This is a genomic window from Streptomyces sichuanensis, from assembly GCF_020328095.1.
Classification (GTDB): domain Bacteria; phylum Actinomycetota; class Actinomycetes; order Streptomycetales; family Streptomycetaceae; genus Streptomyces; species Streptomyces cinnamoneus.
In genome coordinates this window covers 41,626-57,793 of record NZ_JAIXMK010000018.1, presented here as the reverse complement: position 1 = coordinate 57,793, position 16,168 = coordinate 41,626, and the positions used below count along the sequence as shown (strand labels likewise).

Sequence of the window (16,168 nt, the reverse complement as noted above, 5' to 3'; positions counted from 1 at the left end):
CCGAGCGTAGGCCCGCACGCGCCCCTCCGCGCGACGGGAGCCACCCCCATGCGTGGCGAAACCCGAGGTCAGCGCGATTGTCAGACCCTGCTGGCAAACTCACTTCCGTGAGCCGGGGAACGGAGACGGGCGACGGGGGTGTTCGTCTCCGCTCCCGGCCCACAGACCGGCCGTGCCGCCAACGGGGGGAGGCACGGAAGGTCGGGGGGAGCTGGGGGGAGGGCGGGGGCTGGGGGGAGGGGGAGCCCCCCAGCCCCGTGACCCCACTTCGCAATCCCGCACCCCCGCACCCCGCACCCCTCCACCCCCACACCACCCTGACAGCCCGTCATCGCCGCTCCCCCGGGCGGCGCATTCCAGCGGGCAGTGCGGCGCGCCTCCTTGCACCATGGCCGAAGGGGCCGCCATCGGACGGCCCCGATCCGTCGCACCCCAGGCAGGTACCCCGCCATGACCCTCAGCCTCGACCAGCTGAGCCGCTGCACCGTAGCCGTCGACCTCGGGGCGGCCAGGACCCGCGTCTACCTCAAGGACACCGGCCTGGTCGTGGACGAACCGAGCCTGGCCGCGATCAACACCCGAACGGGCTCGCTGATCGCGGTCGGCACGCTCGCCGGCGGCATGGCCGGCCGCACCCCCGGCCACATCCGCGTCGTACGCCCCATCTCCGGCGGCACGGTCGTCGACATCGACATGGCCCAGCGCATGCTGCGCTTCCTCGTCGACGACAAGATCCGCCGCGCCTGGCGGCGCAAACCCCTGCTGCGCGCAGCCGTCTGCCTCCCGCACGACGCCGAACCGATCGCACAGCGGGCCGCCGTCGAGGTGCTCAACGCACTCGGGGCGCGCCGCGTCGAGCTCGTCGACACGCTCATCGCCGCCGCAGTCGGCTGCGGACTGCCGGTCGAACAGCCGGAAGCATCGATGATCGTCGTCTGCGGGGCGGCGTCCACGCAGGTCGCCGTCCTCTCCCTCGGATCGATCGTCGCGGCCGAGAAGGTGCAGGTCGGCGGCGACGCGATCGACTACGCCGTCATCCAGCACCTGCGCAGCGAACACGAGCTGATGCTGCCCTCCCAGGGCCTGCACCCGCTGCACCTCGCCCTCTTCGACCGTTACGCGGCCAGCGCCGAGACGGAGGTCCGCGGCCGGGACGTGGCCACGGGCCTGTCCCGTACGGTCCTCGTGAACACCGCGCACGTCCGCGAGGCCATCCAGAAGCCGCTCACCGCCGTGATCGACGCCATCGGGCGGGTGCTGCGCGAATGCCCGCCCGACCTGGTCGCCGACCTCGCGGAACGCGGCGTCATGCTGGCGGGCGGCAGTGCGATGCTGCCGGGGCTGGACACAATGATCGAAGAGGCGACCGGCATGTTCGTCCGTATCGCGGACCAGCCCGACGTCTGTTCCGTGGTCGGACTGGGCGCCATGATCGAAGGAAAGATCAAGCCACTTCATCTGGACCCCATGACGAGCTGAAGGACGCGGGACGCGAACTGAAGGCCAACGCCCCCGCCCCCCATTTCCAGCCCACTCCAAGCTCGATTTGGCTCATCTCCGCCCCCTTGGGAACTTCTTTACCCCCCGGAACAGTTCTGCAGGTGCACCCCTATTTCACAAGGAGAAACACGCACCATGGCGCTCTGGGACCGGCTCAAGGATTCGGCCACGACGATGCAGGGCCAGCTGCTGGCGAAGAAGAACGAGCTCAAGAGTGGCGCATTCCGTGACGCGAGCATGGCAATGTGCGCCCTGGTGGCGGCTGCTGACGGTTCGATCGATGCCTCCGAGCGGCAGCGCGTCGCTTCGCTGATCGCCACCAATGACGTTCTGCAGAACTTCCCGGCGGACGACCTCCAGGCGCGTTTCAACGACTATTGCCAGAAGCTGACGGCCGATTTCGACTTCGGCAAGGTCAGCGTCATGCAGACCATCGGCAAGGTCCAGAAGAAGCCGACCGAGGCACGCGCCGTCATCCAGATCGGCATTGTCATCGGCGGCGCCGACGGCGACTTCGACAAGACGGAACAGGCCGTTGTCCGCGAGGTGTGCTTCGCGCTCGGCATCAACCCGGCCGAGTTCGACCTCTGACACCTGCGAGAACAGGGAGGGCCAGGAAGGCGGGGAGGGCCGGGCGGGCCGGAAGGCGTGCGAGCGTCCGGCAGCGCACCTGTTGCCGACAACGGCGCATAATCGCCCCGCCCTCGGGCGGTGCGGCGCGGTTCACCCCCCGGGTGACCTGCGCTCGTACCGCCTGCACTCCCCCGGCGGACCGTCTCCCGCGCTGTCCGACGCGACCGCCTTGCCACGCCCGGCGATCTCGCAGCAGATTGTGGGCCCATGACGGACGGGCAAGAGCACCGCCCCGGCACGAGCGGCCCCTATGGCAGCCCCAACGGCAGTCCCAGCGGCGGCCCCGCCCACGGCCCTCGCGCCGGCCACCCCGGCGCCTTCACCTACCTCCCCGCCGACCACGAGCTGATCGTGGTCGCCGACCCTGCCGCCGCCCTGCGCGCGCACCCCGGAGGCATACGTTCCGATTCCGGCGCCGACGTGACCGCGCTGAACCGGTTCCTGACCGACGAGCAGCTCACCCTCGAACCACTCTTCGGATACGGACGCTCCGACGACCGTCCCGGGGACCGCTCCGACGACCGTCCCGGGGGCCGCTCCGGGGATCGCTCCAGGGAGCCGGCGCACGACGACGAGCTGCCGGCGCTCTTCCACCGCGTGCGCGGCACCGAGCGCCATCACCACGAGCTGGCCGCCCGACTGGCCGTACTGCCGGGGGTCGACGGGGCGTACGTCAAACCGGGTGCCCTGCCCGCGTACGGCCCCCACGGCGAGGGTGACACGGCCCTGGCCACCGCCACCCCCGACTTCACCGCCCGCCAGGGCTACCTCGGTCCCGCCCCCGGCGGCGTCGACGCGCGCTGGGCGTGGACGCAGCCCGGCGGTACGGGCGAGGGCGTGGGCGTCGTCGCCGTGGAGGGCGCCTGGCGGCTCGGCCACGCGGATCTGGGGCGCAAGCTCGCCGGTATCGTCGCCGGTACGCCCCTGGAGGACCCGGCGTGGTGCAACCACGGCACCAGCACCCTCGGCGTGGTCGGCGGCGACCGCACGGGCCGCGGCATCACCGGCATCGCCCCCGGCACGCTCACCGCCGCCGCCTCCTTCCCCGGCATCGGTTCGGCCCGGGCGGTGTGCGCGGCGGCCGACCGGCTGCCGCCGGGCGGACTGGTGCTGGTGGCGCTGCACCGGCCGGGCCCGCGGTTCGGCTACCGCCACCGCGACGACCAGCGCGGCTGCATCCCACTGGAGTGGTGGCCCGACGACTTCGCCGCCGTCCGCTATGCCGCGGCCCGTGGCGTGCTGGTCGTGGCGGCCGGCGGGAACGGCGGCGAGTGCCTGGACGACCCGCTGTACGAGGCGCGTCCGGACGGCTTCCCGTCCTGGTGGCGCAACCCGATCGGGGCCGCAGGCCCCTCCTCGGGCGCGGTGCTCGTCGGCGCGGGCGCGCCACCCCCGGGCACGCACGGCCGGGACCACGGCCCGGACCGCTCACGGCTGGCGTTCTCCAACCACGGTGGGCGCCTGGACGCCCAGGGCTGGGGCCTGGAGGTGACCACCGCGGGCGGGTACGGCGACGGCGCGGGCGATCTGCAGGGCGGTGCGCAGGAGGACGTCTGGTACACGGATGTCTTCTGCGGCACGTCGGCCGCCTCGGCGATGGTGGCGGGCGCGTTGGCCACGGTCCAAGGGGTGCTCGCGGCGGCGGGCCGTGAACCGTTGTCGCCGACGCGGGCACGTCAGTTGCTGCGGACGACGGGCTCGCGGCAGCAGGACGCGCCGGGCCGGCCCGCGTCGCAACGGATCGGCAGCCGCCCGGACATCCGCGCGGCCGTCGGCCGGCTACTGCCCTCGCGCGTCGCCTCCGGCACCGCCGAACGCCTGTGGGACGAGCTCATTCCGTACCCTCCGGAGCGCCCACCGCAGCTGCGGCTGTACGTGGCCGGGGCGTGGCGCGGGCTCGACAGCCCGGATCCGGCGGTACGGCAGGCAGTGCACACGGCGTTCGCGAGCGGCCGCGCCGGGAGCACCGGGAGCGTGCGGGTCTGGTACGCGGACGACAAGGTCGTCGGGCTGGTCGTCACGGACAGCCCGTAGACGGCCTCAATCGGGTTGGCCTGGGGGGCGGTTGCTCGTGGAGGCCGGGGCCTAGGCCAAAGCCGGTCACGGGCGACGGCCCGGGCCGAGGTCAAAGCCCGTCGCACGTGGCGGCCACCGCCACGAGGCCACGCCGTCCGGCGACGTGCCGGACGGGCCGACGACGGTGCCCGGTGGCAGGGCCCAACGGGCGTCACCGGCAGGTATCGACTCCGGGGCCAGCCGCGCCGGGCCCGTGGCTCGGCAGGCCGCCGGCCCTGCGGGACAACGCGCCCGGCAACCGTGCCGCGGCCGGCCGCCCCGGCGGCATCGGCCCACCGCCACCAGGGACTCGCCGAGGCCCTCCCTCAAACCGTCACCGACGCCATGGCGTCCCGCTCGTCCTCGCCGGGGCCGGGGTTGGGGCCGGTCCACGTGCCGAGTGCGATCTCGGCGGTGATGCCCGGCCCGAAGCCGGCGATGATGCCGCGGGCATCGGCCGGGGCGCCGCCGTCGACGAAGAGCCGTTCCAGGGCGTCGAAGATCACCGCGCTGGCGATGTTGCCGCGCTCGGTGAGCGTCTCCCGGCTGTAGCGGAACGTTTCGGGCGCCAGGCCGAGGTACTGACTGAGGTCGTCCAGGATGCGCGGGCCGCCGGCGTGCACGATGTAGAAGTCGAGCTTGGAGACGTCCCACTGGTGGGGTTCCGCCATGTCGCGCATGGCGGGTGCGAGCATGGCCATCGTCCCGGGCACGCGCTTGTCCAGGATGAAGTGGAAGCCGGTGTCCCGGACCCCGTAGGAGATCCACTCCTCGGTGTCGGGCACGAGATGCGAGCCGTTGCGCTCGATCCGTACGCCCGAACCGCCCTCGCCGCGCACGACGGCCGCGGCCAGGGCGTCGCCGAAGAGGCCGTTGGAGAGGAGGTTCCCGACGCCCAGGTCGGTGGGCTGGTAGAGCAGTGAACAGAACTCGCACGCAACGATCAGCACATTGGCCTGCGGATACGCCTGACAGAAGTCGTGCGCCCGGTTGATGGCCGCGCCACCCGCGGCACAGCCCAGCTGCGCGATGGGCAACTGCCGGGTCTCGTTTCGGAAATCCATGGTGTTGATCAGCCATGCGGTCATCGACGGCATCATGAAACCGGTGCACGAGACGTACACGATCAGGTCGATGTCACGTGTCGTCAGCTCGGCGTGGTCGAGCGCCCGGCGGACGACGTCGGGAACACGGGCCTTGGCCTCGCGTTCGTAGCGGGCGTTCCGCACGGTGAAACCGGGGTGCTTGAGCGTGTCCTCGATCGGTTGAACGAGGTGTCGTTTCTGCACGCCCGTGTTGCCGATCAGCCGGAGTGCGAGCTCCAGCTGCGGGTGATCGCCGTGGAGGGTGCGCGCGAGGTGGAGGGTCTCCTCCCTCGTGATCACGTGCTCGGGGACGGCGATCGCCGGTCTGCAAAGTGTCGCCATAACGGCCTCCCAGTCGCGTCGGTTCTCGATGCCCAGGGCCGCCGAAAAGGCGTGCCAGCTTATGTGCAGTGCATGCCGCACAGGGAAGCGCGCCACACCTATGCTCGGAAAGTTCACCCGAAGAGCGGACTTATCAGCACAAAGTGAACTGGCGTCCGTCGAACGCCATGGGAAGTCCACGGGGAAGGCACAGCTTTCCCACAGAATTGACGGAGAAACGGCATACATACGATCAATACAGCTGATACCGCACGCACGCGTCTCCAGGACCGCCGCCCACCACTCACCCGGCCGCCCCGGCCCCCTCACCCGCCCCGTTCCGGCCCCGGCCAGGCCCCGACCCCAGCCCCCTCCGGGCCACACCGGGCCGCCCTCCGGAACCGTCGTCCGCCCTGGCACACTGCACACCCATGACCAGCACGAGAAATCATCTCCTTTCCGGCAAAGTGATCTTTATCAGCGGGGCGAGCAGCGGCATAGGCGCTGCGGCGGCCCGCGTGTTCGCGCGCGAGGGCGCGACGGTCGTCCTGGCCGCCCGCCGCGAGGAACGGCTGGCCGCCCTCGTCGAGGAGCTGGGAAGCCAGGGCGCCGAGGCCGCGTACGTCGTCGCCGACGTCACCCGGGACGAGGACGCGCGGCGCGCCGTGGAGTTCGCGGTCGAGCGGTACGGGCGGCTGGACGCGGCCTTCAACAACGCCGGCATCGGCGGTGACCGCACCCCCATGCACCTCATGGGCGCCGACGTCTATGACGCGATCATGGAAACCAACGTCCGCGGCACGTGGAACTGCATGCGCCACCAGCTGGCGGCGATGCTGGCGAACGGGGGCGGCGCCATCGTCAACAACAGCAGCGTCGGCGGCCTGGTCGCCATCCCCGCCGCCGCGCCCTACATCGCGTCGAAGCACGCCGTGGTCGGACTGACCCGGGCCGCGGCCGACGAGTACGCCAAACAGGGCATCCGGGTCAACGCCGTTGCGCCGGGGACCACGCGCAGCGAGATCACGGCGGACTGGTTCGACCGCAACCCGGGCCTGGAGGACATGGTCAACGCGATGACGCCGCAGGCCCGGACGGCCGACCCCGAGGAGATCGCCGAGGCGGTGGCCTGGCTGCTGAGCGACCGCTCGCCGTTCCTCACGGGCGTGGTGATGCCGGTGGACGGCGGCTTCGTCAACCAGTGAACCGGTGAACCGGTGACTGCGCCCGGGCCGGGGGACGGCGGCTCCGGGCGCGAGGACGGACAGCGGCGGGGGCCGCCCGCTCAGTTCAGCGGCCCCCACAGCCCGATCCGGAAGGCGGCCTCACCGTTCTGCTCGCCGACGACCTCGACGAGCGTCGAGCCAGAAGCACCGGAAGCACCGGCACCACCGGCGACGTCGCCCGTACTGACGGCACCGGCGGGCCGCACCACAGCGCTCAGCCGGCAAGGGGCGTCGAACTCGACGTACCGGCTGAAGGACGTGGTCACGTCCGCCGGCACGAGGACGGCCGGCGAGACGGCCGCCTGGGCGGCCTGGGCGGCCGCTCCGAGGAGGGACAGCCCGGGTACATGGTCGACGGGGTGGTCGAACATGGTCTTGTTGGCGACGTCGTTGCGCAGCAGCCAGGTCCCCGGCCGGTCGGTGGCCGCCAGGACGACCTCCGCGGCCGAGCCGCAGCCCACGCTCGCCGCGGGCACCGGCGGCGGCACCTCCCACGCGCCCCAGCCGCCGCCCCCCGGCGACAGGTACGGGCCGCGGAGCCGGCGATAGACGTCGGGGGAAATCCAGGCGGAACGGGAGTGGGCTCGTATCACCGCATGGCTGCCCTGCCGGACGGTGAAATCCATCGTTTCGCCACCGATGAGGCTGCCACCTCGCCCGTTTTTCGCCGGAGAACACCTCAGGTCCACGGTGAGACGCAGTGATCCATTCCCCTCCGCGGGCAGTGTCGGGGCAATGCTGTAGTTCAGGTCCCACAGCAGCGATTGATGATCAAGAGGGACGCCGAACTCGGCATGGGAAATGGCGAGTCCGCACTGACGCACCGTCTGTGCGGCGAGCACGGGATCGGGCCGGCGGCCCGATGTGCTGCCGGGCCACTCGACGGCGAGCGTGAATTCCCGGGGGCCGCGACGGGCCCAGCCGTAGACGAGGACGGATTCCTCGTCGTGGAAGTGGACGAGTTCCTTGGCGATCCGGCCCTCGCCCAGGTGGGAGGCGGCGGAATGGGACGTTCCGGGTACTTCTGCGGCGGCCCGTCCGGAGTTCTCCGCATGGGCCGGGAGTGTCAGCCCACCGGAACCGGTTGCCGATTTCGGAATTCCGGGCACCAGCGTGCAGGATTGCTGCAGAGTTACGGACATGATCCCCCCTGGGGCGCCAAGACGTAGGACTGAGCACGAAGAGACTGGCCGCCTAAGATACCTACCTATTGGTACATTCCAATGGGGGCCGTTGAAGAGAAGGAGGGGTTTCCGTGGCGCAGCAGGAGCGCGCAATCCGGACCCGGCAGGTGATTCTGGAAGCTGCCGGGAGAGTCTTCGACGAGTGCGGTTACGAAGCGGCCACGATTTCCCAGATCCTTGCCCGCGCCGATGTGACGCGGGGTGCCCTGTACTTCCATTTCAGCTCAAAAGAAGATCTTGCTCGTGGCGTTCTCGGCGAGGCTGTGACGACGGAGGGCGTGGTACCGCAGCAGTTCAAGTTGCAGGAGTTGCTGGACACTTCGCTGCTGCTCGCCTACCGGCTGCCCCGTGAGCCGATGCTGCGCGCCTCGATCCGGCTGTCGGTCGACATGCGGGCCCGCGCGCTGTTCGGCACCAGCTGGCCGGACTGGATCACCGTCGGCGCCGAGCTCCTCGCGGACGCGAAGGCCCGCGGCGAGACGCTGCCGCACATCGACCCGGTGGAGACCTCGCGACTGCTGGTCGGCGCCTGGACGGGCGTTCAGCTGATCTCGGAGGCCGTGGCGGAGCCCACGGAGCTGGTCCGTGAGATCTCGCTGCTCTTCCAGCTCCTGCTGCCGAACATCGCCGTGCCCACGGTCCTGGCCCGCCTCGACGTCTCTCCCGAGCGCCCCCTCCGCCTCCGGGCAGCAGCCGCGGAGTCGGCAAGCCACGCCTGACCGACCCGAACGGCCCGAGCTGCCCGAACGGCCCGGGCCGGGCGCCACGGCCCCGGATCCCCCCGCCACCGCCCGCCACCGCCCCGGCGCACACCGCCGGGGCGTCGGCCTGCGCCGGCACCTACGGAACACGTAACGCGGAACGCGGAAAGGCCACCCTGAACGTTCAGGGTGGCCTTTCCGATGATGGAGCCGCCTTCGGGATTCGAACCCGAGACCTACGCATTACGAGTGCGTTGCTCTGGCCAACTGAGCTAAGGCGGCACCGCTGCGGAAAGCCGGGGTCGGCATCAGCAGCGGGCCCAAGTTTACACAGTTTTCCGAGGTGCTCCGCACACGGTGGTCCGGGAGGGGTCCGGGCAGGTCAGGGGGTGGGTCAGGAGCACTTGCGGGACGTGGGGGGCGGGGTGGTGGTGAGCAGGTAGTCGTTGATCGCGGAGTCGACGCAGGAGCTGCCGCGGGTGTAGGCGGTGTGGCCGTCGCCGTCGTAGGTGAGGAGGCGGCCCGAGGAGAGCTGGGAGGCGAGGGCGCGGGCCCAGGGGTAGGGGGTGGCGGGGTCGCGGGTGGTGCCGACGACGAGGATGGGAGCGGCGCCCGGGGCCGTGATGCGGTGAGGGGTGCCGACGGCTGGGACGGGCCAGTACGCGCAGCTCAGCGCGGCCCAGGCGAAGCTCGTGCCGAGGGCGGGGGACGCCTTCTCGAAGTCGGCGAGGGAGCGGCGGACGGCGCCTGGGGTCTGGAAGGCGGGCGGCAGGTCGAGGCAGTTCACGGCCGAGTTGGCGGGCATGAGGTTGGCGTAGGCGCCGTGCTCGTTGCGCTCGTAGTAGGCGTCGGAGAGCCGGAGCAGCAGGGCGCCGTCCCCGCGTTGGGCGGAGCGCAGGGCCTTGCGGAGGATGGGCCAGGTCGCCTCGTCGTACATGGCGGAGATCACACCGGTGGTGGCGAGGCTCTCGGTCAGCTGCCGGGACGTACCGGTACGAAGCGGGCGCCGGTCGACCTCGTCGAAGAACATCTTGAGGCGGCTGCTCGCGATCTCGGTCCGGCCGCCGGCTTCGAGCGGGCAGTCGTCGTGCTGGGCGCAGTCCTCGGCGAAGGAGGCGAAGGCGGTCTGGAAGCCTGCCGTCTGCTCGCGGTTGACCTGCTCGGCGCTGAGGGACGGGTCCAGCGCCCCGTCGAGGACGAGCCTGCCGACGCGGGACGGGAAGAGGCCGGCGTAGGTGGCGCCGAGGAACGTGCCGTAGGAGGCGCCGACGTAGTGCAGCTTGTCGTCGCCGAGGACGGCACGGAAGACGTCCATGTCGCGGGCGGCCTCGACGGTGGAGACGTGGCGGAGCAGCTTGCCCGAGTGCTCGGCGCAGGCTTCCGCGAAGCCCCGGTACGCCGCGGTGAGTTCGCGGACCTCGGCGGCGTCGTCCGGGGTGGCGTCGACCTGGGTGAAGGCGTCCATGTCGGCATCGGAGAGGCAGGTGACGGGCTCGCTGGCCGCCACGCCGCGCGGGTCCATGGCCACCATGTCGTAGCGGGCGCGGACGGAGGCGGGGTACGAGGAGGCCGCGTACCCCTGGAGGAAGCCGATCGCGGAGCCGCCCGGGCCGCCGGGGTTGACCATGAGCGAGCCCAGGCGCTTGCCGGGGCGGGTCGCCTTCTTGCGGGAGACGGCGAGCTTGAGGTCGCTGCCGGTGGAGGGCGCGGCGTAGTCCAGCGGCGCCCGCAGCGTCGCGCACTCGAAGTCCCTGCGCTTGCCGGGGCAGGCGTGCCAGCTGAGTTTCTGTTCGTAGTACGGGCGCAAGGCGGTGGGCACTTCCTCGTGTGCTCTGCCCGATGCCGCCGCGCTCGGCGCCGCACCTCCCGAGACGGCGGCGGAGACGAGCAGGGCCGCGGTCGCGGCCAGTGTGCCGGAGACGCGGAGCAGGCGGCTGGTGTCCATCGGCTGGTCCCTCTGTGTGGGAGACAGGTGGCAGGGCAGGACCTGCGGCACGGGACGGACGCACGGGGAGACGCGGCGTGGTGCGGTGCCGTGCGGACATGCCGACCGGGACGAGCGAGCGGGCCGGCATGCCGACGTACCGACGACATACGTCACATGTCGTACATACGTAAATGCGTAGGACCTACACGGGCAATACGGAGCGTATCCGGACCGATACCCCGGTTGGCCAGCCTTACGGGCGACTACGCCTCGTACGAGTGAGGAATCACCCAACCTGCGGTGTGCCCCGCCTCGGCCGTACTAGTCCGCTGATCCGCTTGTCCGCCCGTTCCTCCGCGTCAGCCCGCGCGCAGGGCCACTGCCATCGCCTCGACCGCGAGCAGCGGGGCGACGTTGCGGTCGAGCGCCTGTCTGCAGGCGCTGATCGCTTCGATGCGGCGCAGCGTTCCCTCCGGCCGGGAGGCCGAGGCGACCCGCTCCAGGGTGTCACGGGCGTCCGCGTTGGCGAGGGCGACGCGCGAGCCGAGCTGGATCGCCAGCACGTCGCGGTAGAACCCGGTGAGGTCGGACAGGGCGAGGTCGAGGCTGTCGCGCTGGGTGCGGGTCGCGCGACGCTTCTGCCGGTCCTGGAGCTCCTTCATCGCACCCGCGGTGCCGCGCGGCAGACGGCCGCCGGTGCCGGCCGCGGCGCCGAGCGCCGCCCGCAGCTCCTCGGTCTCCTTGGTGTCGACTTCCTCGGCGACCTGCTTGGCGTCCTCGGCGGCGGCGTCGATGAGCTCCTGGGCCGCCTTGAGGCAACCGCCCATGTCCGCCACGCGCAGCGGCATCTTCAGGACGGCCGCACGGCGGGCCCGGGCGCGCTCGTCGGTGGCAAGGCGGCGGGCGCGGCCGATGTGCCCCTGCGTGGCCTGTGCGGCCTGTGCTGCGAGCGCCGGCTCGATGCCGTCCCGGCGGACGAGGATGTCCGCGACCGCGGCCACGGGCGGGGTGCGCAGGGTCAGCGACCGGCAACGGGACCGGATCGTCGGCAGCACGTCTTCCAGCGACGGCGCGCACAGCAGCCACACCGTGCGCGGAGCGGGCTCCTCGACCGCCTTGAGGAGGACGTTGCCGGCGCCCTCGGTCAGCCGGTCCGCGTCCTCCATGACGATGACCTGCCAGCGGCCGCCGGCGGGCGACAGCTGGGCGCGACGGACGAGCTCACGCGTGTCCTTGACGCCGATGGACAGGACGTCCGTGCGGACGATCTCGACGTCGGCGTGCGTACCGACCAGGGTGGTGTGGCAGCCCTCGCAGAAACCGCAGCCCGGGGCGCCGCCGAAGGCCCGGTCCGGGCTGACGCACTGCAGGGCGGCGGCGAAGGCCCGGGCGGCGGTGGCCCGGCCGGAACCGGGGGGCCCGGTGAACAGCCACGCGTGCGTCATCCTGGACGCCGGTGCCGACGCCTCCGACGCCTCCGACGCCTCCGACGGCGGAGCCGACCCCGCCGCCTCGGCGGTGACCAGGGCGTCCGCGTCACGCGCGGCAGCGGCGAGCTGCTCGATCACCCGGTCCTGGCCGACCAGGTCGTCCCACACCGCCATGGCTGTCCTCCACGCGCCGCCGCTACTACCCACTGCCGTCCGTCTTGCGGCTTTCCATTGTGGGCCACCCCACTGACACCCCGAACCAGACGACGGCGGCGACGAGCGAGCACCCCGGTGTGGATGGCCCGGCACTCTTGAAGCGACTTCCGCCCGGCAGCCGCGCCCGGTGCAGCGCAGAACGCAGCACCAGGCGGGCGGCCTCGCGGGCCTACCGGCCCCGACGTCCCTCGTCGTCCGTCGAGCCGTCGTCGCGGCGGCCGAGGAGGTCGTCCGCGAGGGTGGGGGCGTCGTCCTCTGCCCATTCCGGGCGGCGGCGCCGACGGGCGGGGCCCTGCTCGTACGTACCGTCGCCGGTGACGGGCGGCAGCTCGCGCGTCCGCTCCGGCTCCGCTTCGGCCGGTGCCGCGTCATCGGGGCGGAACAGCCAGTCCGGCACCCGGTCGGCCGGGTTCTCCGGCCGGGCCGAAGGCTCCGGCCGGGCCGGCGTCTTCGGCAGTACGGCCGTCTCGTCCTGGCCTGCGCCGCCGTCGGTCGCCTTGGGCTCGACGCCCCAGGTGACGCGCTGTGCCGGCCCGCCGAGGACCGGTACGGGCGGGAGTACCGCCGTCTCGTCGTCCGTGCCCGGGTCCACGGGCCTCAGCACCGCTTCCCGCGGATCGGGCCGGTGCACGACCGGCGACTGCAGGGTCTGCGTCTCGTCGGCGCCGCCGCCCTCCTCGGGCCTGCGCGGCGCCGGCGTCTCCACGGTCGGCGCGTCGTCCGCAGCGGCGGCGGACGGGCGCGACTCGGCGCGCCGGCCCGTTCCGGCGTTCCGCTGGTCGGTGACCCGCGGAACGGGTGCCTCGGCCGCAGGCGCGGCCGCCTTGCGGAGCGAAGCGGTCCCGACGACGGGGGCTCGCCCCGCGGCGTCGGCATCGGCACCGGCAGCCCGCGGCGCGGGCGTGCCGGCGGGCCGCACGCGCGCGTCCCGCACGTCGTCGCTCGTCCTCGGCGCCGGCGTCTCTACGGTCAGTGCGTCCGCGTCGGCGGCACCACGCGCCCCGGCATCGTGCATGCCGTCCTGCATGCCGTCCTGCGTGCCGTCACGCCCGCCGCCCTGCGTGCCGTCCGTGCCCCGCGCGTCGTCGGTCTTGCGCAGCGACCGCAGCGACGACCGCTCCACCGTGGGCCTCTCCACCGTGGGCGCTTCCCCGTCCCCGGTCGCTCCGGCCGGAGCCCGCGGCGGCAACGGCGTCTCCACCGTCGGAGCGTCACCCGGCGTGCCGGCCGGTGCCTCCGCCGCCACGGCCGCTGCAGCCGCCGCTTCCGCGGCCACCCGCGCGCGCTCCGCGCGCAGCAGGGCCTCCTCGGCCCTGCGCTGCTTCTCCAGGCGGCGTTCCTCGGCCTCGGCCCGCAAGCGGGCCTCCTCCTCCGCCTGCTTGCGCAGGCGCTCCTCCTCGGCCGCCTTGCGGGCCTCCTCGGCGCGGCGGCGGGCCTCCTCCGCCTGACGTTCGGCTTCGCGTCGCTCGGCCTCCTCGGCCTCGCGCCGCTTGCGCTCCTCTTCCTCCGCGCGCAGCCGGGCGAGCTGCTCCTGGCGCTCGCGCTCGCGGAGCGCCTCCTCGGCCCGGCGGGCGGCTTCCGCCTCGGCCTTGCGCCGCGCTTCCTCCTCGGCCGCCTTGCGGGCCGCCTCCCGGGCCTCGATCTCCGCCGCGGACAGCGGCAGCATCTGGTCGAGGCGGTGACGGACGACCGTGGTGACGGCCTCCGGCTCCTGCCCGGCGTCCACCACCACGTAGCGGGCGGGGTCGGCGGCGGCCAGGGTCAGGAAGCCCGTCCGCACCCGCTGATGGAACTCCGCCGGCTCGGACTCCAGCCGGTCCGGCGCCTCCGTGAAGCGTTCGCGTGCGGTCTCCGGCGAGACGTCCAGCAGCACCGTCAGGTGCGGGACGAGCCCGTCCGTCGCCCAGCGCGAGATGCGGGCGATCTCGGTCGGGGAGAGGTCGCGACCTGCGCCCTGGTAGGCGACGGACGAGTCGATGTAGCGGTCGGTGATGACGACCGCGCCGCGCTCCAGGGCGGGACGTACGACGGAGTCGACGTGCTCGGCGCGGTCGGCGGCGTACAGCAGTGCCTCCGCGCGGTCGGACAGGCCGGCGGACGAGACGTCCAGCAGGATGGCGCGCAGCCGCTTGCCGATCGCCGTGGCGCCGGGCTCCCGCGTGACGACGACCTCGTGGCCCTTGGCCCGGATCCAGTCGGCGATCGCCTGCACCTGCGTGGACTTGCCGGCGCCGTCACCACCCTCGAAGGCGATGAAGAAACCGCTGCTGCTGGCTCCCTCGGACGGGTCACCACCGCGCAGCGAGTCCAGCAAGTCCTTGTGGAAGGGCACGCCGTGCCGGTCGTCCGTCCGGCCCAGGACCAGTGCGCCGACGGGCAGCAGCAGCGCGCCGACGAGCATGAGCGTGAACGCCGCCCCGCCGTGCGAGAAGACGAAGCTGCCCTGCTCGATCCGGTACGGCCCGATGGCCGCGGCCAGCACCGGTGCCGCGATCGCGCCCAGTGCGACGGTGACGCGGACGACGGCGTGCAGGTGCTCGGTCGTGCGGGCCCGCCGGGACTCCTCCGTCTCCTGGTCGAGCAGGGTGTGGCCGGTGTTGGCGACGACACCGGCGCCGACGCCCGCCAGCACGACGAGCAGCAGGACGGTCGTGGCGTCGGGCACCAGGCCGGCGGCCAGCAGGGCCAGGCCGGTCAGGGCGAGGGCCAGCGCGAGCAGACGGCGCCGCGAGAAGCCGGGCAGCACCCGGCGGGCACCGCGGATGCCGGCGACCGGGCCGCCGGAGAGCGCGAGGACGAGCAGCCCGAAGGCGACCGGGCCGCCGCCGAGGTCCATGGCCTGGAGCGCGGCGACGCCGACGGCCGCGGCGACCGCACCCGCGACGGCCGCGCAGGCCAGGACGAGCACCGGGATCGCGCCCGTACGGCCCTTGTCGGGCAGGCCCTGGGCGGTCTTCGGACGGCGCATCCCCTCCAGCGGAGAGCGGACGCGCGGGGCCTGCACGCCCTCGGGGAGGACAGGCAGCCGGAGGACGTACAGGAACGCGGCCGAGGTCGCGAAGAGCCCGGCGGCGAGGTACGAGGCGAGCGCCGCCTGGTGCTCGTGGAACCAGCCGATCCCGGAGCCGAACAGATTGCTGACGAGCGTGACGGCCACGAGCCCGGCCGCCGCGACGGGCAGCGCGACGAAGGTCGTGCGGAGCGACAGCCGCCGCAGCGCCTCGTGGTGGTCCGGCAGCGGCCGCACGGCGGCGCCCTCCGGCGGCGGCGCGGGCAGCAGCCCGGGCACGGCCCCGTCCTTGGCCACCGTCCACACGCGCTCGGCGCCGCCGACGACGAAGGCCGTGACCAGCAGCCACACGAGCGCCTTGTCGCCGGTCCAGTCGAGCCACGTGGGCGCGACGGCGAGCAGCGCGAGCCGCACCCCGTCCGCGCCGATCATGGTCCAGCGGCGGTCGAGCGGACCGGCGGGGGCGAAGAGCGTGGAGAGCGGGCCGAGCAGGACCGCGCCGAGGAGCAGCGTCGCGAGCAGCCGCGCGCCGATGACGGCGGCGACCGCGAGGGCCGCGCCCCGGTAACCACCCCCGAGGGAGCCCTCCGCGACCGCCGCCTGCAGCGCCAGCAGCAGGAGCACGAGAAGGGCGAGGGCGTCACCGACGCCGCCGGCGAACTGGGCGCTCCACAACCGCCTGAGCGGACGGAAGCGCAGCAGGGCTCGTACGGCACGCTCGCGGGAGTCCGCGGCGAGTGCTCCGGATGTGGGGGTGTCCACTGGTGGCTGCTCGGCTCGCGTCATCCTGCCAGCCTATCCGGAGTGCCCCGATACGTGATGCCTCCCCGGACCGCTCACGCGAACGTGTGAACGAACTGAAGCGGGTTGAACGAGCGGC

General features: G+C 72.9%; 10 protein-coding genes and 1 tRNA gene. 5 read left to right on the top strand and 6 right to left on the bottom strand.

Going from position 1 to position 16,168, the window contains the following annotated elements:
- Positions 1-450 precede the first annotated feature (450 nt).
- The 3 genes from LE181_RS08840 to LE181_RS08830 all read left to right on the top strand — a co-directional run bounded on the left by LE181_RS08840 (position 451) and on the right by LE181_RS08830 (position 4,167).
- A complete protein-coding gene (locus tag LE181_RS08840) occupies positions 451-1,479 on the top strand; it encodes a rod shape-determining protein (RefSeq protein ID WP_225660644.1) in 1,029 nt (342 codons plus the stop codon).
- A gap of 156 nt (positions 1,480-1,635) precedes the next feature.
- Entirely contained in the window at positions 1,636-2,091 is a 456-nt protein-coding gene (locus LE181_RS08835; RefSeq protein WP_225660643.1) for a tellurite resistance TerB family protein, read from the top strand.
- A 249-nt stretch (positions 2,092-2,340) separates the two neighbouring features.
- Positions 2,341-4,167 carry a S8 family serine peptidase gene (locus LE181_RS08830; protein WP_225660642.1) on the top strand — a complete coding sequence of 609 codons (1,827 nt, stop codon included), beginning with the start codon at positions 2,341-2,343 and terminating at the stop codon, positions 4,165-4,167.
- 347 nt (positions 4,168-4,514) lie between these two features.
- Here the strand turns inward: LE181_RS08830 and LE181_RS08825 are convergent, their stop codons facing one another.
- Complete coding sequence (locus LE181_RS08825; RefSeq protein ID WP_225660641.1) at positions 4,515-5,615, bottom strand: type III polyketide synthase; 1,101 nt, start codon at positions 5,613-5,615, stop codon at positions 4,515-4,517.
- A gap of 410 nt (positions 5,616-6,025) precedes the next feature.
- Between LE181_RS08825 and LE181_RS08820 the strand changes: the two genes are divergently transcribed.
- Entirely contained in the window at positions 6,026-6,799 is a 774-nt protein-coding gene (locus tag LE181_RS08820) for an SDR family NAD(P)-dependent oxidoreductase (protein WP_225660640.1), read from the top strand.
- Between the two features lie 80 nt (positions 6,800-6,879).
- Here the strand turns inward: LE181_RS08820 and LE181_RS08815 are convergent, their stop codons facing one another.
- The gene (locus tag LE181_RS08815; RefSeq protein WP_225660639.1) at positions 6,880-7,962 is read right to left on the bottom strand and encodes a ScbA/BarX family gamma-butyrolactone biosynthesis protein; all 1,083 of its coding nucleotides are present in this window, start codon (positions 7,960-7,962) and stop codon (positions 6,880-6,882) included.
- A 113-nt stretch (positions 7,963-8,075) separates the two neighbouring features.
- Between LE181_RS08815 and LE181_RS08810 the strand changes: the two genes are divergently transcribed.
- Positions 8,076-8,723, top strand: a complete 648-nt coding sequence (locus LE181_RS08810; protein WP_225660638.1) for a ScbR family autoregulator-binding transcription factor — start codon at positions 8,076-8,078, stop codon at positions 8,721-8,723.
- Positions 8,724-8,910: 187 nt separating this feature from the next.
- Here the strand turns inward: LE181_RS08810 and LE181_RS08805 are convergent.
- From LE181_RS08805 to tmk, 4 genes are all read right to left on the bottom strand, one after another.
- Positions 8,911-8,987 (bottom strand) — tRNA-Thr (locus LE181_RS08805).
- A gap of 112 nt (positions 8,988-9,099) precedes the next feature.
- On the bottom strand, positions 9,100-10,650 hold the full coding sequence (locus LE181_RS08800; protein WP_225660637.1) for an alpha/beta hydrolase: 1,551 nt from the start codon (positions 10,648-10,650) through the stop codon (positions 9,100-9,102).
- 341 nt (positions 10,651-10,991) lie between these two features.
- Positions 10,992-12,236 (bottom strand): DNA polymerase III subunit delta', encoded by a 1,245-nt coding sequence (locus LE181_RS08795; protein ID WP_225660636.1) that lies wholly within the window; start codon positions 12,234-12,236, stop codon positions 10,992-10,994.
- A 211-nt stretch (positions 12,237-12,447) separates the two neighbouring features.
- Positions 12,448-16,074 carry a dTMP kinase gene (tmk, locus tag LE181_RS08790; RefSeq protein WP_225660635.1) on the bottom strand — a complete coding sequence of 1,209 codons (3,627 nt, stop codon included), beginning with the start codon at positions 16,072-16,074 and terminating at the stop codon, positions 12,448-12,450.
- Positions 16,075-16,168: the final 94 nt, after the last annotated feature.